Origin of the sequence: Desulfococcus sp., assembly GCF_041737845.1 — a bacterium.
Lineage (GTDB): Bacteria > Desulfobacterota > Desulfobacteria > Desulfobacterales > Desulfococcaceae > Desulfococcus.
On sequence record NZ_JBGSQX010000097.1, the window covers coordinates 20,884 to 39,556 of the forward strand.

Annotated in this window: 19 protein-coding genes and 1 tRNA gene; 12 read left to right on the top strand and 8 right to left on the bottom strand. The window is 61.6% G+C overall.

Annotation, left to right across the window (positions count from 1 at the left end):
* Positions 1-252: 252 nt before the first annotated feature.
* Together ACEW8N_RS10975 and ACEW8N_RS10980 are read left to right on the top strand one after the other, a co-directional pair.
* Complete coding sequence (locus ACEW8N_RS10975; protein WP_373499864.1) at positions 253-834, top strand: hypothetical protein; 582 nt, start codon at positions 253-255, stop codon at positions 832-834.
* A gap of 372 nt (positions 835-1,206) precedes the next feature.
* Complete coding sequence (locus ACEW8N_RS10980; protein WP_373499865.1) at positions 1,207-1,731, top strand: hypothetical protein; 525 nt, start codon at positions 1,207-1,209, stop codon at positions 1,729-1,731.
* 158 nt (positions 1,732-1,889) lie between these two features.
* Here ACEW8N_RS10980 and ACEW8N_RS10985 read toward each other — a convergent pair.
* From ACEW8N_RS10985 to ACEW8N_RS10995, 3 genes are all read right to left on the bottom strand, one after another.
* A tRNA-Glu gene (locus ACEW8N_RS10985) sits at positions 1,890-1,965 on the bottom strand.
* Positions 1,966-2,049: 84 nt separating this feature from the next.
* Positions 2,050-2,286 (bottom strand): PLDc N-terminal domain-containing protein, encoded by a 237-nt coding sequence (locus tag ACEW8N_RS10990; protein WP_373499866.1) that lies wholly within the window; start codon positions 2,284-2,286, stop codon positions 2,050-2,052.
* Between the two features lie 2 nt (positions 2,287-2,288).
* On the bottom strand, positions 2,289-3,167 hold the full coding sequence (locus ACEW8N_RS10995; RefSeq protein ID WP_373499867.1) for a lytic murein transglycosylase: 879 nt from the start codon (positions 3,165-3,167) through the stop codon (positions 2,289-2,291).
* 298 nt (positions 3,168-3,465) lie between these two features.
* On the opposite strand from ACEW8N_RS10995, the gene radA reads away from it, so the two are divergent.
* From radA to ACEW8N_RS11010, 3 genes are all read left to right on the top strand, one after another.
* Positions 3,466-4,833 (top strand): DNA repair protein RadA, encoded by a 1,368-nt coding sequence (gene radA / locus ACEW8N_RS11000; protein ID WP_373499868.1) that lies wholly within the window; start codon positions 3,466-3,468, stop codon positions 4,831-4,833.
* An 84-nt stretch (positions 4,834-4,917) separates the two neighbouring features.
* Positions 4,918-5,526, top strand: a complete 609-nt coding sequence (locus tag ACEW8N_RS11005; protein WP_373499869.1) for an RlmE family RNA methyltransferase — start codon at positions 4,918-4,920, stop codon at positions 5,524-5,526.
* An 11-nt stretch (positions 5,527-5,537) separates the two neighbouring features.
* Complete coding sequence (locus ACEW8N_RS11010) at positions 5,538-6,275, top strand: YebC/PmpR family DNA-binding transcriptional regulator (protein ID WP_373499870.1); 738 nt, start codon at positions 5,538-5,540, stop codon at positions 6,273-6,275.
* A 224-nt stretch (positions 6,276-6,499) separates the two neighbouring features.
* On the opposite strand, the gene ACEW8N_RS11015 is transcribed toward ACEW8N_RS11010, so the two are convergent.
* The 3 genes from ACEW8N_RS11015 to trxC all read right to left on the bottom strand — a co-directional run bounded on the left by ACEW8N_RS11015 (position 6,500) and on the right by trxC (position 8,664).
* Complete coding sequence (locus ACEW8N_RS11015) at positions 6,500-7,195, bottom strand: outer membrane lipoprotein carrier protein LolA (RefSeq protein ID WP_373499871.1); 696 nt, start codon at positions 7,193-7,195, stop codon at positions 6,500-6,502.
* 82 nt (positions 7,196-7,277) lie between these two features.
* Complete coding sequence (locus ACEW8N_RS11020) at positions 7,278-8,198, bottom strand: hypothetical protein (protein WP_373499872.1); 921 nt, start codon at positions 8,196-8,198, stop codon at positions 7,278-7,280.
* A 7-nt stretch (positions 8,199-8,205) separates the two neighbouring features.
* Positions 8,206-8,664: a thioredoxin TrxC gene (gene trxC / locus ACEW8N_RS11025; RefSeq protein ID WP_373499873.1), complete on the bottom strand. Its 459-nt coding sequence runs from the start codon at positions 8,662-8,664 to the stop codon at positions 8,206-8,208.
* Between the two features lie 251 nt (positions 8,665-8,915).
* On the opposite strand from trxC, the gene ACEW8N_RS11030 reads away from it, so the two are divergent.
* The 3 genes from ACEW8N_RS11030 to ACEW8N_RS11040 all read left to right on the top strand — a co-directional run bounded on the left by ACEW8N_RS11030 (position 8,916) and on the right by ACEW8N_RS11040 (position 13,416).
* Complete coding sequence (locus ACEW8N_RS11030) at positions 8,916-9,362, top strand: hypothetical protein (protein WP_373499874.1); 447 nt, start codon at positions 8,916-8,918, stop codon at positions 9,360-9,362.
* A gap of 226 nt (positions 9,363-9,588) precedes the next feature.
* Positions 9,589-11,790, top strand: a complete 2,202-nt coding sequence (locus tag ACEW8N_RS11035; RefSeq protein ID WP_373499875.1) for an acetate--CoA ligase family protein — start codon at positions 9,589-9,591, stop codon at positions 11,788-11,790.
* 21 nt (positions 11,791-11,811) lie between these two features.
* Positions 11,812-13,416 (top strand): SidJ-related pseudokinase, encoded by a 1,605-nt coding sequence (locus ACEW8N_RS11040; protein WP_373499876.1) that lies wholly within the window; start codon positions 11,812-11,814, stop codon positions 13,414-13,416.
* A 41-nt stretch (positions 13,417-13,457) separates the two neighbouring features.
* Here the strand turns inward: ACEW8N_RS11040 and ACEW8N_RS11045 are convergent, their stop codons facing one another.
* Positions 13,458-13,859: a GatB/YqeY domain-containing protein gene (locus ACEW8N_RS11045; RefSeq protein WP_373499877.1), complete on the bottom strand. Its 402-nt coding sequence runs from the start codon at positions 13,857-13,859 to the stop codon at positions 13,458-13,460.
* Between the two features lie 363 nt (positions 13,860-14,222).
* Here ACEW8N_RS11045 and ACEW8N_RS11050 point away from each other — a divergent pair, with 363 nt between their 5' ends.
* Genes ACEW8N_RS11050 through ACEW8N_RS11065 form a run of 4 tightly spaced genes read left to right on the top strand, consistent with a single transcriptional unit; the run spans position 14,223 to position 17,843 of the window.
* Positions 14,223-15,242: a radical SAM protein gene (locus tag ACEW8N_RS11050; protein ID WP_373499878.1), complete on the top strand. Its 1,020-nt coding sequence runs from the start codon at positions 14,223-14,225 to the stop codon at positions 15,240-15,242.
* 38 nt (positions 15,243-15,280) lie between these two features.
* On the top strand, positions 15,281-16,243 hold the full coding sequence (locus ACEW8N_RS11055; RefSeq protein ID WP_373499879.1) for an ABC transporter substrate-binding protein: 963 nt from the start codon (positions 15,281-15,283) through the stop codon (positions 16,241-16,243).
* 2 nt (positions 16,244-16,245) lie between these two features.
* Positions 16,246-17,046 (top strand): ABC transporter permease, encoded by an 801-nt coding sequence (locus tag ACEW8N_RS11060; RefSeq protein ID WP_373499880.1) that lies wholly within the window; start codon positions 16,246-16,248, stop codon positions 17,044-17,046.
* Positions 17,043-17,843, top strand: a complete 801-nt coding sequence (locus ACEW8N_RS11065) for an ABC transporter ATP-binding protein (protein ID WP_373499881.1) — start codon at positions 17,043-17,045, stop codon at positions 17,841-17,843. Before ACEW8N_RS11060 ends, ACEW8N_RS11065 begins: the two co-directional genes overlap by 4 nt.
* A gap of 70 nt (positions 17,844-17,913) precedes the next feature.
* On the opposite strand, the gene ACEW8N_RS11070 is transcribed toward ACEW8N_RS11065, so the two are convergent.
* The coding region (locus ACEW8N_RS11070) for a lyase family protein (RefSeq protein WP_373499882.1) at positions 17,914-18,673 on the bottom strand (760 nt) is incomplete at its 5' end.

Below are 18,673 nucleotides of genomic sequence, written 5' to 3' on the forward strand. Positions count from 1 at the left end.
TGGATCCGCCGTTGTCGCAGTGCAGTTGGATGAATATCTATGACGGCTAATCAGAACAAATAATAAATGAATTTATAATTAATTATAGTATATATGTAACTCCAGTTTCTTTTGTTAAGTTTGATGCACCGCAATATTTTTCTTGTCCCGAAGGCGAAATTGTGTCATACTTTTTTATATTGGAGGATCCTTCGACGAATTTTTCAACTTTCAGGCCATGAGAGAAAACAGGGAGAGATGATGTTTACCAAGATGACAGATTTTTCAACGAAAGAGATGGATACGTTTTACAGCGCGCTACAAGCGATGATGACGTATGTCGAGAGCCAGTCCCGGGCATTCGCTCGCTTGAATCCCTGGATGATGGGGAGTCCCCAGGCCTGCCCCTTTTCAAAAAACGTGATGGAACCCATCATGACCGCCATGGGCATGACCTCCCTTACCGAATTCCGGGCACTGGAGGAAAAATCGGCCGAACTGGCGAAGCGGCTCGAGACGGCGCTCCAAGAGATCGAAGCACACCGGCGCACCATCGAGACGCACCTGAAAACCATCGCGGATCAGGCCGAGCATGTGGACAGCCTCACCAGATTGAACGGCGCCGAAAAGGCCCGGCTGGAAACGCTAGAAAAAGACCTCGGCGCGAAGGACAAATGGATCGCCGCTCAGGAGAAGAAGTTGGCCGCGGCTTCGGCGTCCCTTGAAGAGAAAAAGAAAACCGTCGCGCTTCACGAGAAGGAACTCAAGAAACAAAGCAGGTATTCGGAACAGATGGAAAAGGAGATTGCGGGGTTGAAATCCTATATCGAGAGCATCGAGAAAACAAGCTCCTGAGCCCGGCCTGCCCTTCCCGAACACGCCTGGCCAAAGGCCGCATGCTCGCCCGGCCAGGCCGCCGATCGCGCCACCCGTTTGGCGCCCTCAGGGGGCAGCCTTTTTCGACACAATTCGATCCCTACCGCCAGAGCGCCGTCAGACGCCGGGGACATCCAGCCGCCGCATCGCCCCCGGCAGGCTTTTTCAGCGCCAATCTTCGTTTACGGCCCCCGCCGAACCATTCCCGAAGCCATGGAGATCCCACCGCATGGACCCCATATGGGTCGGCGATAAAATTGGGCTTGTCTTATGGAATGTTATGAGATAAGAAATTTTTACCGAGAGAAATCGTCTCTTTCAATTCGTCAAATTTTTCTAAAAGGGGATTCAATGAAAGAATTCGAAGCGTTTGCCAAGGCACTGTCGTTGGGGATGAAGGCGCTCGCCAAGATCATTGAGACTGCTGCTGATCAACTGGAGGAACATGTTCAATCAGCGCCCGGCAAGGAAGCGGCCCGGGAGGCGGAGCAGCCCTCCCGGAAAAAGGAAAAGGCGGAAAAGCGAAACCAATCTGAAAAAACGACCAAAAGGAAAACCGCATCAGGGAGCGCTCCGAAGGCTGAAGTGAAGACCGCACCCGAAGCAGGCAACCCGGAACCAGAAACCCCGCAGTCGCCCGGACGCACCACGCAGACGCCCGACCGGCCAAAATCCCGGAAAGAGAAGCCGGTCACAAAGCCCTCGGACACCGAGGCGGTCTACCAGCACATCCAGGCGGCCAAGGACACCATCCATCTGGATGACCTCCATCGCCTCACGGGCTTTGAAAAGAAAAAACTGCACAACATCATCCACCGCCTGAAAAAGAACGGGAGGATCAAGGTCGTGGGAAAAGCCGTGTACACCTCCGCCTGACGCATGCCGGTAAATTCCGCGCCAACCTTGGGCCGGCGGACGGCCCAAAAATCAAAAAGCTGCTCTGGAGCCGCGGGCTCCGTGAACAGCTTTTCAGTATCCGGTCAATATCATGCCACAGGCGTGGATTTTGGGCGGTTGATTTTGAAATTTCGAAGTGGTGACCCCAACGGGAATCGAACCCGTGTTTCTGGCGTGAGAGGCCAGCGTCCTAGGCCGCTAGACGATGGGGCCGTTTAGAATCCGGCAGGAACATCGGGCAGTCATACAATCCATTCCGCCGGGACCCTGGCCTTTTAACGAATCGGCGATGACTTGTCAAACATTATTTTCCGGCTGATCGTTTTTTCCCGTCGGGCGCTTCCGCCGGGTTCCTCTTCTGGCCCCGAAGGAGAAGTAGATCATCCAGCCGACAAAGGGGATGAACGCGGTAAGCCCCCAGGCGGCCTTGACGGGCAGGGACGAAAATTCCCTCAGGGCGACGTCGATGACGGCCCAGCAGGTGAGCGCGTAAAAGAGCACGCCGACGATGATGAAGAAGGTTACCGTATCCAATGTTATCCCTTAAGCTCCTTTGCAATCTTCAAGACGGTGCTGACATAGTATCGGCTGTGGTTGTAACTGTAGATGACCTTGGCCGCCGTCGCCTCCGGCAGGCCCGGCCGCCAGCCGTGATGGTTGAGATAATTCGCCACGCTCATGATGGCGTCGGGCGGATCGAAGAGATCCAGCCGCCCGTCGCCGTTGCCGTCCCTCCCCAGCTTCAGGACATTGCTCGGCAGAAACTGGCAGAGGCCTAAAGCCCCGGCATAGGAGCCCTTGACGGTGAGGGGATCGATGGCGTGCCGCTGCGAATAGACCAGAAAAGACTTCAGCTCGCTGTAGGCCCACGAGGATTTTTTGAGGGCCTTGGCATCGTATGCGGCCCTGGAAAGCGTGGTATTTTCCTGGATCTCCGTCCACAGGGCGTTTCTGACCGCCGGGTCCGAGAGCGCGGCCATGGTGGAGAAGGTGTTGAAGACCAGCCGGTTCCCGACGTAGGATCCCAGCTTGGTTTCCACCAGGAGAATGGCCGTGATGACCTGGCGGTCAACGCCGTAAATCCGCTCCGCTTGCCCCATGACGCCATCGTGGTTCATCATGTAGATCCTGGCCTTCCGGATCATGGGCGGCGCCAAAAACTGATCGTAGTTGAGCTTTCCCTCGCTGTGGACAAAATACATGGACACGCCGCGGGTTTCGAACGAAATTTTGGGATCCCGATACAGATGGGTGATCCGACCGGGGTCAAACCCGTCCGCCGCAAGCCGCTTCCGCAAGGACCCGAAATAATCTACCGACGCACCGAAGCCGCCCCGCGGCTGCCCCAGCAGGAGAACGAGGAGAAACACCCCGCCCGCCACCCTCCATCCCACATGAAAACCGAAACGCTTCACAGGCCAAACCCCTCATGATCATGTTGTGACATCCCCGCCGCAGCGCCCCTGACCGCCCTCCGGCCAGGATAAATCCCGCGGGCGCTTCTTGATAGGCGTTAGATGACATGTTATGCTTCCGGATGTCAACCCCATGTGCATGGACGTCGGGGGAAAGCCCCGGAATGACCCTGCCGGCCGCCGCGGCATGACGGATACGACTTCAGCGCCCTGCCTGGCCGGCATCCATGTTTTTGCGGCTTCGGAAAAGGCACGGCCGCAATGAACGCATTTACTCCTGAGGAGAAGAGCGGATTCGATGAAAAAACGGGAAAAGGCGGTCTACGCCTGCCAGACCTGCGGTTTCCAGAGCCCAAAATGGCTCGGCAAATGTCCGGACTGCGGCAACTGGGACACCTTTGCCGAAGAGGTTCAATATGCCGCAGCCCCGCCGCGCGGGGCGCGGACGGCCTTTTCGGGCGACACCGGGCCCGTTCCCATAGATGCTGTGGTCATGGATGATGAATGCCGCATCCAGACCGGCATCGGCGAGTTCGACCGGGTCCTGGGCGGCGGCCTCGTTCCCGGATCCCTCGTCTTGATCGGCGGCGACCCGGGCATCGGCAAATCGACCCTCATGCTCCAGACCCTCTACGGCCTTGCCCGGCAGGGCATCAGGGTCCTCTATGTATCGGGAGAGGAGTCGGTCAAGCAGATCCGCCTGAGGAGCAAGCGCCTGGAAACGGTTTCAGGCGGACTGCTGGTCGCCTCCGAGGTCGATCTCGACCGCATCATGCAGATGGTCGCGTCCGAGAAGCCCGACGTCCTGGTCATCGACTCCATCCAGACCATGTACAACGCCGACCTCGCCTCGGCCCCGGGGAGCGTCACCCAGGTACGGGAATCGGCCATGCGCCTCATGATCCTGGCCAAGAAAAGCGAAATCCCCACGTTCCTCGTCGGGCATGTGACCAAGGAGGGGGCCATCGCCGGCCCGCGCCTCCTGGAGCACATGGTGGACACGGTCCTCTATTTCGAGGGGGACCGGAGCCATGTCTTCCGGATCTTACGGGCCGTCAAGAACCGGTTCGGGTCGACCAACGAGATCGGGGTCTTTGAAATGAAGGAAAAGGGCCTCGAGGAGGTCCCCAACCCTTCCGCCGTCTTCCTCTCCGAACGTCCCGAGAGCGCTGCGGGATCGGTCGTCACGGCCTGCATGGAGGGGACGCGCCCCATTCTGGTGGAACTCCAGGCCCTGGCCAGCAGCACCAGCTTCGGCACCCCCAGGCGGACCATCCTGGGGCTCGACCAGAACCGGGTGGCCCTTCTGGTCGCGGTCATGGAAAAAAAGCTGGGCATGCACCTGATGGGGCATGATATCTTCATGAACGTCGCCGGCGGCATCCGCGTCGACGAACCCGCCGTGGACATGGGGATCATCGCGGCGGTCGCCTCCAGTTTCCTCGACCGGGCCGTTCCCGAGGGGCACATCGTCATGGGCGAGGTCGGCCTGACCGGAGAGGTGAGGGCCATCGGCCAGGTGGAGGCCCGGGTGGCCGAAATCCGGAAGATGGGATTCACCCGGTGCCTGCTCCCGGAAAGCAATGTCCGGCGCATGACCCGGATGGACGGCATCGAAATCATCGGCATTCAGACGGTGGCCCAGGCCGTCGAAACCCTGTTTTGAGGGTCTCCTATATCAACGTCTCAAGCGCCGAATTCAGGGCGTTTATCAAAACCGTCATTCTTGACTTGACACAAGGGAATCGATATGAAACAGCGGGTTTCAAAATCCGATCAGAATCGCTGGGCCGATCATTACACCCGAAAAGCCCAAAAAGAAGACTACCCCGCGAGGTCGGTATACAAGCTCCAGGAAATCCAGCAGAAAACCGGGTTGCTCCAGAGGGGCGACCGGGTGCTGGATCTGGGGTGCTCGCCGGGCTCATGGCTCCTTTACGCGGCCCAGGTCATCGGGGAGAGCGGACGGGCGGTCGGGGTCGACCTCAAGCCGGTCACGGTAAAGCTCCCTCCCAATGCGCTGGCCTGCATCGGCGACCTGACAAATCTGGACGGCGGGCTGCGCGAAGCCATGGGAGGCGGGTATAACGCCGTGTTGAGCGACATGGCGCCGGACACGACAGGCAGCAAAAATGTCGATGCCGTCCGGTCTGCCGGCCTGGCCGAGGCCGCGCTTTACATCGCCTGCGAACGTCTCGTCAAAGGGGGCGTGTTCGCGTGCAAGATCTTTCAAGGATCGGATTTTGATTCTTTTGTGAACAGGGTCAGGATCGAATTTGACAAGGTAAAAATTTTCAAACCCAAAAGCAGCCGAAAAGCCAGCAAGGAGATCTATGTCATCGGCCTGGGGAAGAGATAGGAGGATGCATCATGTCGGGTCACAGCAAATGGTCTACGATCAAACACAAAAAAGGGGCCGCGGACGCCAAGCGGGGAAAGGTCTTCACCAAGCTCATAAAGGAGATTACCGTGGCGGCGAGGATGGGCGGGGGGGACATCAACGCCAACCCCAGGCTGCGTTCGGCCGTCCTGGCGGCCAAGGCGGAGAACATGCCCAAGGACAATATGGACCGGGCGATCAAAAAGGGAACGGGCGAGCTGGAAGGGGTCAGCTACGAGGAGAGCACCTATGAAGGCTACGGCCCCGGCGGTGCGGCGGTGCTGGTCGAATCCCTCACCGACAACAAGAACCGGGCCGTGGCCGATATCCGGCACATCTTCGCCAAGCGCGGCGGCAACCTCGGTGAAAACGGCTGCGTGGCCTGGATGTTCAACAAGAAGGGCTACATCAACGTGGAAAAAGCGGCAACCGAGGAAGAGACCCTGATGGAGGTCGCCTTGGACGCCGGCGCCGAGGATGTCCGGGAGGACGGGGACAATTTCGAGGTCATCACCGCCCCCGAGGATTTCGAGGTGGTCAGGGAGGCCATCGAAAAGGCCGCCATCCTGTACGTGGAAGCGGAGGTCACCATGCTGCCCCAGACCGTCGCCAGGCTCCAGGGCAAGGAGGCGGAGCAGATGATCCTCATGATGGAGGCCCTGGACGACTGCGAGGATGTTCAGAAGGTCTACACCAATGCGGACATCCCCGAAGACATGGTGGGATGATCCCGACACCCGCCGGCACAACCGGACAGGCTTGACGGTTTCGCAAAAAGGCCGATATCTGCGGTACGCGTATCCCTCGTCACTGCGGCGTACGATAAGTACTCCGCATTCCTCGGGATTCGCAAACCTTGATCTCTGCTTTTTTACAAAACCGTCTGAAAAGCGACTTTTTGCGAATCCATCAGGCTTGAGGCGGTGAAACGGAGGGGCGTCTGCCAGGCGCCCTATTCCGCAATCCTCACCACATCCGCCCCGTCGGGAATGTCAAAACCGAATTCAGCGTCCCGGGGCTCGAGATTGAACCGATACCCGTCGAACCGGATCAACGTCTGATCGCCGTAGCTGTTGGCGGTCGTCACCTCGGTCACCTCGAACGTGGCGGCGGAAATCTTCATGAGAATCGATACCAGATCGAGCTTTTCATCCTTGGGGATCAGCTTGAGGAGGTAATACTCGCCTTCTTTCGTGCTATCCAGGGAAACCCCGAAGTGTTTTCGAATCCGCCGGATGTCCGACATGAAACTGGCGCCTTTGCCGCCCTTGAAAAATTCCGGCGCGCTGCCGATCATGACCTGGTTGTCTTCGGGCCGGTAGATCCAGAGGTCTTCCCCGTTCGTGATGACAAGCTGCTTCTCCGGGGATTCGTATTCCCAGCGCATCTTATCAGGATGTTTGATCATGAGGCGGCCTTCGGCGGTATCCGTGATATCCATGGCTCTCAGCGTCGACTGCTGATGGAACCGGGCCACGAACCCCTCTCCGGCATATGTTTTCTCGACGCCGGACAGGATCCGGTCCACCACGGCGGCTTCCGAAGGCGACGCAGCCCCCGGTTTTGCAGGCGGCGATTGCGCCCAGACAAGACCGCCTCCAACCATCCATGCCCACACGCCGGCTATCAGTATCCATCGAAACATCATGATTTCTCTCCGTATTGATAACAGGTAACTGGTTTTCATCCTTCTCGGGCGACTCGCCCGGCCCGGCCCCGGGCGTCCATTTTCAGGACAGCGACCGGATCAGGCCCGCGATATCATCCGTTTCCTCAACAAGCAGCTCTTCCTCGACTGAATCTTCCCCCACCGGCTCGGTCCTCCCGAACACGGTCCGGCAGATCCGGTCGATCAGGGCCATCTGGCGGAGCATGTCGCTCTTGTCGACATGGGGAGCACGGACGCCCTGGAGGAGGAGGGTCTCGATGTTGTGGCGCTCCAGTTGCTCCTCGAACCTCAGGGCCTGCCGCAGCCCTCGAAAGCAGGAACGCTTTCGGTCGGCAAGCGCCCGGTAAATGCTCACGTCCCCCCCGATGTCATCGAGAAAGCCCATCAAGAAATCGATCCCATCCAGAAAATCCTCGCCCCCGGCGGCGGTCTGCGTGAAAAAATTGACCAGAAACAGGACCTTCTTTTCGGTCTGGGCGAAGCGTGAATTTCTCAACCCGACATTCACCCGGATCCGTTGCGCCTCGGGCACGAAGCGGGCCACTGCTTCCGTCAGCCTTGGATCCATCCGCCTCCCGATGTGAAGCCTGCGCAAAAAGGCTGCGGCCGCCCACTCCGGAACGGAAACCGCGAGGATCTTTTTTTCCCCGGGAACGGCAAGGCGGGCGTCAAGGGGCTCCCCGAGCAGAAACGACAGGACGGCGGCCTCGTCCCCGGCGGTGAAGCCGCCCCGGGCGATATCGTCCTCCAGGGCGGCCCGCTGATCCGCATCCGGAAAAAAGATCAGTTCGAGAAGCGTCTCCCGTTCAGGGTCGGATTCGTCGGACAGGATGGCCCCCAGGGCCTCGACCGAGGGGTGGCAAAAGGTGGAATCGATAAAATGCCACGCGGCGTCGTTCAGATGGATCCCCTGCCTGAAAAGCCGCGCGATGGCCTCGGCCAACTGCCGCGCCGGTGCGCCGGATCGTTCCACCGTGCTCATGGGCATCTCACGACTTCAGGAAGGGGGACATGGCCTGGACGATGCTGTGCTTGGGCAGGGCACCGGCGAGGGTGTTCCGGAGCTGTCCGTTGTCAAACACCAGAAGGGTCGGGATGCTCTGGATATGGAACCGGCTGGACGTGCGCGGGTTTTCATCCACGTTCATCTTGCACACCCGGATCCGCCCCCGCCATTCCGCGGCCAGTTCGTCCATGAAGGGCTCCATCATCCGGCAGGGGCCGCACCACGGCGCCCAGCAGTCGAGCAGCACCGGCAGGGGCGACTGAAGGACCTTGTCCTGAAAATCAGCGTCCGCCACTACGATGGGGTGCCCTATGGTCAGGGGCCGGGTGTTGATCGCAGAACCGCATCGGCCGCATCTGGCCGCGTCCCCCACGCGGTTTTCAGGGATCCTGTTCCGGGCGCCGCATGAACCGCATCTCATGACATAGGCTTGCTGGGGCATGTTCGTTGCTTTTCCTTGTGGGGATTTCCCCCTGTTTTCACCAAGCGCAATTCGGCAACTGTATATCAGGATATTTGATCGAACACTACCGTTTTCTGTCTCTCCAGGCCTGCCGGCACACCCGTGCCGCAGGGCGTATCCTACAATTTTGTTCCCGCCGACCCACTTTTTGTCCGCCTTTATACAATTCCGTCACCTCTTTCAGCCGGGGTGGGCGCCGGCGGCATGTCCGATCCAGGCGAAATCTCGAAATGGTCATCACCTATTTTTTTGCGAAGGCGGCGCCCATGAGACAGAATGTTCAATATAACTATTATGGTATGCCATTTCCAGATGGATCCAGGCGGTCGATTTCTCCTGGCCGAGCGGCTTTTTTGGTCCCTCCCGACAAAAAGATTTTGAATGGCATGGTTGTTGCTTTATTATCCGTCAACAGGGAATCACCACCTCAACCAGCCCGCACCAGGGCTCACCAGTCGATCGGGGAAACCACCATGAGCGTTATCAACATCCATCACAAAAACAACAATATCGAACTGGTTTCGAAGCTGATGAACAGCGTTGCCGTCAAATACGACTGCCGCGTCAAATATCATCCGGAAACCGGTTCCGTCTGCTTCCATGGCAACGATGCCTGTAAACCCCTCATTGCCGAGGAGACCTTCAACCTGTTCAACGGCTTACACGCCGGCATGTAACCGCGTTCTCCGTCCAGCCCATACCTCCTCCCTCCGGAGCGCCGCGTCACCTGAGTGATGCGGCGCCCATTTTATGCAATACAGCACATAAACACTTGACCCCTCTCTCCGATGGGGATATTCTTCGCCCCTGCGGAATGCAGGTTGCGTCATCCCGGATGGGCCGCCATACAACGGCGGCGGATGTTGATGAACGGGTTCGAGCATGAAGGAGGGCGGATCGGATATGGCCAGACTGCTGGACGGGATTGAAGATTCCCAATCAGGTGCGTTGAACGAACATCAATCAAAGCTGCTCCTCAAGGCTTATGGGGTTCCGGTTGTGGACGAGGCCATCGTCACAAGCGTGCCGGACGCCGTAGACGCCGCCGGCGCGTTCGGGTTTCCGGTCGTTCTCAAGGGGCTTGGCCGAACCCTTCTCCACAAGACGGAGCGCAGGCTGGTCCACCTGAATCTGGCCACGCCGGAAAGCGTCGAAATCGCGGCGCGGTCGGTGATGGAGGAGGCCGGGGCGGCGCTGGAGGGCTTCCTGATTCAGCCTCAGGTCACCGGCCGGCGCGAACTCGTCGCCGGCCTCTTTAAAGACCCTCTCTTCGGCCCGGTGATCATGTTCGGCATCGGGGGCGTCTTCGCCGAAGCCCTGAAAGACGTCACCTTCCGCCTCGCGCCGTTGACCCAGGTCGACATCGACAGCATGACCGGCGAGATCCGGGCCAAGGAGATCCTGGGCAATTTCAGGGGAGAGGCGGCGGTCAACCGGCGGCAGCTGGCACGGACCCTCCTGGCCCTTTCCCGGATCGCCGTGGACCGGCCCAACGTTTCGGAGATCGACATCAACCCCCTCATCGTCACGGAGACCGGCGAAATCCGCGCCGTCGACGCCCTCGTCGCATTCGGCGGGATCCCGGGCGTCCGCAAAACCCTCCCCCCCGTCGATCCCCACCTTCTGGGAAAGTTTTTCCACCCCAGGTCCATCGTCTTTGTCGGCGCCTCGTCCCAATTCGGCAAATGGGGGCACAACCTCCTCAGCACGACCATCGCCAGGGGATTCGGCGGCGATATCCACCTGGTGAATCCCAAAGGCGGCCGGATCGCCGGACGCGAGGTCCATCCCTCCGTAAGGGATATTCCCGGCCCCGTGGACCTGGCCGTCGTCACCATTCCCGCGGCAGGGGTGATGCCCCTGATTTCCGAGCTGAAGAAAAAAGGAATCACCAACATGCTGCTCATCACCTCGGGATTTTCAGAGACCGGGGCGGAGGGGCGGCGCGCGGAGGAGGCGCTCATGGCGGCGGCGCGGGCTTCGGGCATCCTCGTCATCGGCCCCAACACCATGGGCATCACCAATCCCCATATCCGACTCTACTGCACCGGCAGCCACGTGGGGCCCGAGCCCGGAGACACCGCGGTGGTGGCTCAGTCCGGCAACATGGGGACCCAGCTTCTGGCTTTCGCCGAAAACCAGGGGATCGGCATCCGCTGCTTTTCAGGCTCCGGCAACGAGGCGATGGTCACCGTGGAGGATTATCTGGACGCCTTCGAGGTCGACGCACTGACCCGGAACGTGGTGCTCTACATTGAAAGCGTCAAGGACGGGCGGCGGTTCTTCGAGAGCACCCGGCGGATCGGGCGCAAAAAGCCCATCATCCTGATGAAAGGCGGACGAACGGAGGCCGGCGGCCGCGCCGCCGCAAGCCATACGGGCGCGCTGTCGTCCGACAACCGGATCTTCGAGGCCGTGTGCCGGCAGGCGGGGATTGTCACGGCGGACTATCCCATGGACCTGCTGGACCTTGCCGCGGCCTTCTCCTCCCTCCCCCTCCCCCGGGGCAGCCGGGCGGCCATCATGACCTTCGGCGGAGGATGGGGGGTGGTGACGGCCGACCTCTGCGCCGAATTCGGCCTCGAGGTGCCGCCCCTGTCGGATGGGATCATCCGGAAATTCGACGCCATCCTCCCCGACTACTGGAGCCGGTCCAACCCGGTGGATATCGTGGGAGAATACGATCCGAACGTCGCCATGACCGTCCTGACGGAGCTGATGAAATGGGACGGCTGCGATGCGGTGATCAATCTGGGCCTCATCGGCCGGAGCGCCCTCCTGGGGCGGATCGTGGATTCGGTCAAACTGGCGGACCCCTCTTACGACCGGGCATTTCTCGATACCCTGCTGCAGGGGATCATCGAATTCGAGAAAAAATATGTCCAATACATCTCCGAACTCATGGGCGCCTGCAGCAAGCCCGTCTTCGGGGTAAGCTTCGCCTTTGACCAGGAAGAGCGGACGGTCTATCCGGTGGCCGGGCAGATCTACAAAAGCGTCGTATACCCGACCCCCGAAAAAGCCGTCAAGTCCCTCGCGAAGATGGTGAGGTACCGCGAGTTTCTGACGATGAACGGAGACGACGCCGATATTGGCGCGCGATAGACGGTCCGTCGGAGGCCCGCTTTGAGCGTCGACCCCCGGATTCCGGAGCGCAACCGGCTGCTGGCGGCCCTGGACCGGGAGGGGTTCACCGGCGCCTACCTGGCCGTGGGCGGCCTGAACCGCCTGTTTCAAGAGGCGCCCGGGCTGGCCGATGCCGACAGCTCCGCCGCCCTGGGACGCGTGATTCTCTCGGGGCGGTTCTCCCGGGAGCATCAGGCCTTTTTCCTCTACCGTGCGGCGGCGGACATCCTGGTATCCCTTCTGGACGGGGGCGGACATGAGAAAAGCCCACCCACCCTGCAGATCCTGGACGCCGTCCTGGAGACCACCCAGGGTCATCCCCACCGGGCGGCGGCCGAGGCCGTCGGCGCCCTCCCCCTCAGCATCAGCGGCCCCGCCGTCCCGGAGACGCCCGGGGGCGGGGAGCCCGTCATCGGATGGCGGGCCTTCCTGGACCACGCAGGCATCCCCGGCGCGATGACGACAGGCATCGCAGGCCGCAGCCTCATCCTGGCGAAACCCGGCACCGACGAGGTGCTGGCGGTCAAGCTGGCCCGGCCGGAGGACCGCCCCGAATCCCTGTGCCGGGAATCGGTGTGGGCCGATCTCATCGGGGCCAGGCGGCACCGCTTTTGCGGACGCTTTGATATCCCGCGGCCTCAGCCGGTCATGGGAAGGCGCCTTTTCCGCCTCTCCCGTCCGCCCGCGCCCCGGGCCGGTTCCACGCCCCTTCATCCCGGGGGATTCGCCGCGGCCTTCTGGGTCCACCGGGAGTACTTCACCTATCCCAACAGCCATCATCCGGAACAGGCTCTGCCGGAAGCCCGATTCCTGGACATCCTCTGCCGGAACGCGCTGCTGCTCGGGCAGCTTTCGGGCATGGGCGTTCTCCACACCGCCCCCATCCCCCTGTTCCACAACCGGATCCAGCGCACCCGGCGCAGCGACCTGGGCGTCTACGAATGGCACCGGGGCGGCCGCCTGGACCGGTGGCTGTTCTCCTGCCGCTACCCGAATTTCGGGGTGACCGGCGTGCGGGATTTCGAGCATTTTTCGAGCCTGAACGGCTCGGTTCGGGGGCTATACCGGGCCATCGGAACCCAGCTCCTTGGCCTTCTGCTGGTGGCGGGGAGCTACTTCCGGAACAAGCAGCCGGACAGGTTCGGATTCGACCCCGGCGGAAGGCCGGTGGATGTGCGCCACCTGTTTGACCCGCCGCTGCTCGACGCCCTTGTCCGGGGCATCTTCAGCCATTTTTACGAAGGGTTCGTGGGGCGGGCCTACCTCGGCAGCCACAGGCTCAGGACCCAGGGGCTGGTGGATCGGCTGATCGAGGAGATGGGCGTTGACCGGCACATGGAGGAGATCCTCCGCACGGCCGACCAGGACCGCATGAGCGACGAGGCCTTCCGGGCGCATCTGCTGGGCCGGGGGCTCGATGCGGCCGGAATCGCGGGGCTGCGGAAAGGGGCCCGGGATATCGTCCTCCACACAGGGCCGCACCTGGGCGGCTTCAACCAGCAGATCTCCCTGCCGGAGCTGATTCATTTTCTTGAGACGGCGGCCGCGATCTGCATCGCGCACCGCTTCGCCGCCGCGCGCCGCCTCCCCCTGCGGTCAGGATGAAACGCCGGATCCAGGCCGGTGCCCGCTCCGGAAGGCAAGGGTCAGAGGGATTCCAGAATCGACCGGACCATGTTCCCGTCCACGTTTCCCCCGAAATGGCCTATGATCTCGCGCATGGCCTGCATCCTGGCCTTGTATTTCGAGAAATCGACGTTCTTCGATATCCAGTCCCGCACCTCCTCCTCCGAGGCCGTCCTGGGAAGGTAGTCTTCGATGATCCGGATGAAGGGGGATTCCTTTACGTCGCCCCCCGCCAGATCGAGGGTTTCCACCTCGGATTTGACCAGCTTCTTCAAAATCTTCACGACATCCTCATCGGCGAGCGTCTTCTTGTCGGTCCTGCCGAATTCGCCCATGACGACGCGAAGCGTGCCCTTTCGGGGCTCGTCCTTGGCTTTCATCGCCGTCATCAGATCCTTTTTGATCTGCTCCTGGAGTGACATATCCTTTTCCTCCCCTGCATGCCTGAATGGATTCAGCGGCTTCCCGGCGGCCCGCTTCCAGAGGCCGCCGCGATCCTTCCGGAAAAGAGGTGTACACGACTCTCCGCCAATCATCAACAGCAAATATCAAGGTCTCGCGGCACCCCCGGAGACCTTTTTCACGCCATCCTGACGCGATCGTGGGGCGGCGCCCTCGCGTCGAATTTCCGGGGGAATCCGCCAGGAATGGATCGATGGCGCGGCGATCCCCTGCGGGATGCAATTGACAGAACCGTGTTTTAGGGGTAGGTGTCGTGCACAAACCGCCGGCCCCGATACACAACACCAGGCAACACGCATGACACACAAGGACGAACAAAAGCCATGAGCTGGAAAATCGCGCAGCAGATTGCGGAAATTCTGAAAAAAGGAGCCGACTTCGCCGGCATCACCCGGGATGAGGCGCTGCTCCTGATGAAGCAGGACCTTCACACCCGGGAGGTCTGTGCACTGATGCAGACCGCCGATCAGATGTCCCGGGAGCAGTTCGGCGGAAAGGGGGAAAACCATCTTCACATCGGCGTCAACATCGAACCCTGCCCCTTTGATTGCAGCTTCTGCTCCCTGACCCGGCAGGCCGGCATCTTCACCCAAAAGATCGAGTTCAGCGAGGCGGAGATCCTGGCATGGGCATGCGCGGCCGAGTCCTCCGGGGCCGATGCCCTGAACGTCATGACCACGGGGACGTTTTCATTCGAAAGGCTCCTCGAGATCGGGCGGCTCCTCAAGAAAACCGTCTCCACCCCTCTCGTGGCCAACACCCGGGACGTGACCCACAAGGAAGCCGAAGCCCTTCTCTCGGCCGGATTCGAAGGGGCCTACCACGCGGTGCGTCTGGGCGAAGGCCGCGACACCCCCTTCAATCCGGAGAAGCGGGTCCGCACCATCGGCGCCTTCGGCGATGTCGGCCTCAGGTGGATGAACTGCGTGGAACCGGTGGGGCCCGAGCACCCTCACGAGGAGATCGTCGATCTGATGCTTCTTGCCCGCACCCACCGGGCCGCCTACAGCGGGGTCATGCGCCGGATCAATTTTCCGGGTTCGCCCATGGAGAAATACGGCATGATCACGGAGCTGGAAATGGCCCGGATGGTGGCGGTGAGCCGGCTCGTCATGGGAAGCGTCCCCCGGGCCCACTGCACCCATGAACCCCACACCGCCTCCCTTTTGGCCGGCGCCAACCTCTTCTTCCCGGAGGTGGGATCAAGCCCCAGGGACGGCCAGGCCGACACCGGGAAGGGGCGCGGCCGGGGGATCGCCGCATGCCGGGCGATGCAGATGGAGATGGAATGGAATCCGAACCTGCCCTCCAACTGTTTTGGAGACCGAAGAGATCGAGGTTGACCCCCTTCAGCCTTCAGTCTGTTTAAGGAGAAATTCACATGCGAAAGATGCTGTCTCACCGGATCCTTGCATGGGGCCTGGCCGCTTGGATCATCCTCTTCGCGTTTCACCCGGGAATCACCGCGGCGGATGAGATCCGGGTGGGGACATGGAAAACCGCCCAGACCATCCAGCCGTTTTTTTATCAGGAATTCCTTCCGGCCGCCGTCACGGTGACCGTTTTCCCGTTCACCAACCCGGCCGACCAGAAGACGGCGCTCCTGGCCGGCAGCCTCGACATGTGCGGCACCACCATGGCCCATGCCATCCACGCCGCGTCCCTGGGGCAGCCCGTGGTCGTCGTGGCGGCCCTCTGCAACAAATCCTCGGCCCTGGTGGTGAAGCAGGACGCAGCGATCCATTCGGTTCCGGACCTCAAGGGCAAAAAAATCGGCTACGTGCCCGGCACCATGCATGAGATCCTCCTGCGGGAGACCCTGAACCGGCACGCCCTGTCGCCGGAGAAGGACGTGGTCCTGATCCGCATCGACTTCTTCGACATGGCCCTGGCCCTGGCAGGGGGAAGCATCGACGCCTTTCTCTCGGGCGAACCGTTCCCGACTCTGGCCGTCCGGAAGGGCTACGGCCGGATCCTTGCCTATCCCTACTACGGGGAATCCATCGGCACCATCAACGCGGGCATGCTGGTGACCCGGCAGATGGTCGAAAAAAACCCGGAAGCGGTCCACCGGCTCGTCAAGACCCACGCCCTGGCCACCCGGCACCTGACGGCCGATCGCAAGGCATGGCTCGAACGGGCCGCAGCCTTCGGGACCCCCATCGACACGCTGACCGCGGCGGCCGGGAACATGGAACTGGCCTGGGACATGGACGAGGCCTTTGTGGCAAAGGTCAGGGCACTCGGGGATCGGATGGAGGCTTTGGGCATCATCACCCGCCAGCCGGATTACAGCCGCCTGATCGACCTCCGCTTCGTCGAAAGGGTCCGGGGAGAACTGTAGACATGGGATTCGACGCCGGCGGAACCGGGCGGAACCAGCTCCTCCCGTGGGTCATCCCCGCGGCCTGCATCGCGGGATGGCTCTTCGTGAGCGAGAGCGGAAGGGTCCCCGCCTATCTTCTTCCCCACCCGGCGGAGATCGCCAGGGCCGGATACGCCTATGTCATGGGGGACCCCGGCGGCGGCCCCTACGCCGGTCGGTTCCTGTCGGATGCCCGGGCCAGCCTCGGCCGGGTCGCCCTGGGGTTTGCCATCGCCGCCCTGGCGGGCATTCCCCTGGGCATCCTGTCGGGGCGAGTGGGCATCGTCCGCCGGCTGTTCAGCGGATCGGTCAACGCCGTCCGGGCGGTCCCGGGCATCAGCTGGCTGCCGCTTTCCCTCGTCTGGTTCGGCATCGGCATGAAGACCACGATCTTCCTGGTGGCCCTGGCCGCTTTTTTCCCCATCTACCTCAACGCCGCCGCAGGCGCCCGGCAGGTCAACCCCCTTCTCCTCCAGGCGGGGGCCATGATGGGCACGGGCCGGATCCGCGGCACCGCAGCCATTCTCATCCCGGGCGCCATGCCCCACATCCTCACCGGGCTCCGCCTGGGGCTGGGGATCTCCTGGGCCTATCTGGTCCTGGGCGAGCTGACCGGCGTCCCCAACGGCCTGGGCGCCGTCATCATGGACGCCAGGATGCTGGGCCGCATCGACATCATCATCGTCGGCATCATCATCATCGCCATCATGGGCCAGGCGAGCGACCGGATGCTCACGTTCTTGATGCGGACCTGCTTTAAAAGCGCCCGGAGGACGGCATGAAAGCGCCGCTCAAGCTGCTCTCCCCGGCGAAGTCCGCGCCCATGCCGCGGGCGGTCATGGGAATCCATCGGCTCTGCAAGGCCTTTACGGTCAACCGCACCGTTGTTCCCGTCCTGGAGGAGATCAGCTTCACGGCGGCCACCGGCGAGCTGATCTGCATCCTTGGGCCCAGCGGATGCGGTAAATCGACCCTGCTCAATATTCTGTCGGGGTTTCTCCAGGCCGACGCAGGGGAGGTCCTGCTGAATGGAAAGCCGGTCATGAAACCCGGGCCCGACCGCTGCGTGGTGTTCCAGGAGGATGCCCTTTTCCCCTGGCTGACCGTGGAAGAAAACATCGCCTTCGGCCTTGGCGGCGGGCTGTTCAGGCGGAAAAAGGTCCGGGCGGAGGTGGACCGGTTCTTGTCCCTGGTAGGGCTTCTCCCCTTCCGGGACTACCTGCCCCGGGAGATTTCCGGCGGGATGAAGCAGCGCGTGGCCCTGGCTCGGGTCCTGATCCTCAAGCCCGGGGTGCTCCTGATGGACGAGCCCTTTGCGTCCCTCGACGCCCAGACCCGGGAGGAGATGCAGAACCTCCTCCTCGGCCTGCGGGAAACCTTCTCCCACACCATCCTCTTCGTCACCCACGATGTCGGCGAGGCCGCCACCCTGGCCGACCGCATCCTGGTCATGGGCAAAAACCCGGGAAGAATCGAAGCGGACATCCAGGTCAATCTGAACCGCCCGCGGCGCCGCGAGGACACCGACTTCCACCGCTTCTGCCGGAAGCTCTACGAACGCCTCCGCCATCAGGGGTGACGGTTCCGTAAAAAGCTCAATATCTGCGTTAGGCTCACCCCTCGTCACTGCGGCGTACTACAAGCAGGCCTCATTCCTCGGGATTCGCAAGCCTTGATCTCGAACTTTTTGCAAAACCGTCTGAAAATCGACTTTCTCCTTTATCTTCAGCCTTCAGCCTGATTCCCACCATCTCTTCGGGCTTCACCCACCGGTCGAACTCCCCCGCCGTCACCGCCCCCAGGGCCACGGCCGTCTCCTTCAACGTTCTCCCGGACCGGTGGGCTTCGTGGGCCACCTCCGCGGCCCGGTCGTATCCGATATGTGGGGCGAGGGCCGTAACCAGCATGAGGGAGTTCCGCATCAGCATGTCGATGCGTTCCCGGTCGGGCCGGATGCCCGTAACCAGGCGGTCCGTAAAGCTCCGGACGGCATCCGACAGCAGTCGGACGGACTGGAGCAGGCTGTAGATCATGACCGGTTTAAAGACGTTCAGTTCGAAATTTCCCTGGGAGCCGGCAAATCCCACGGCGACGTCGTTTCCCATGACCCGGACCGCGACCATGGTGAGGGCCTCGCACTGGGTGGGGTTGATCTTGCCCGGCATGATGGAGCTTCCGGGTTCGTTCGCGGGGAGGATGATCTCCCCGATGGCGCACCGGGGGCCGCTGGCAAGCCACCGGATGTCGTTGGCGATCTTCATGAGGCTGCCGGCCAGCACCCGCGTAACGCCGCTGGCCTCCACAAGGGCGTCGTGGGCCGCCATGCCCTCGAATTTGTTGTCCGCCGCGGTAAACGGCAGGCCGGTGATGCCGGCGATGCGCCCGGCGGCGGCCGTGTCGAAGCCCGGC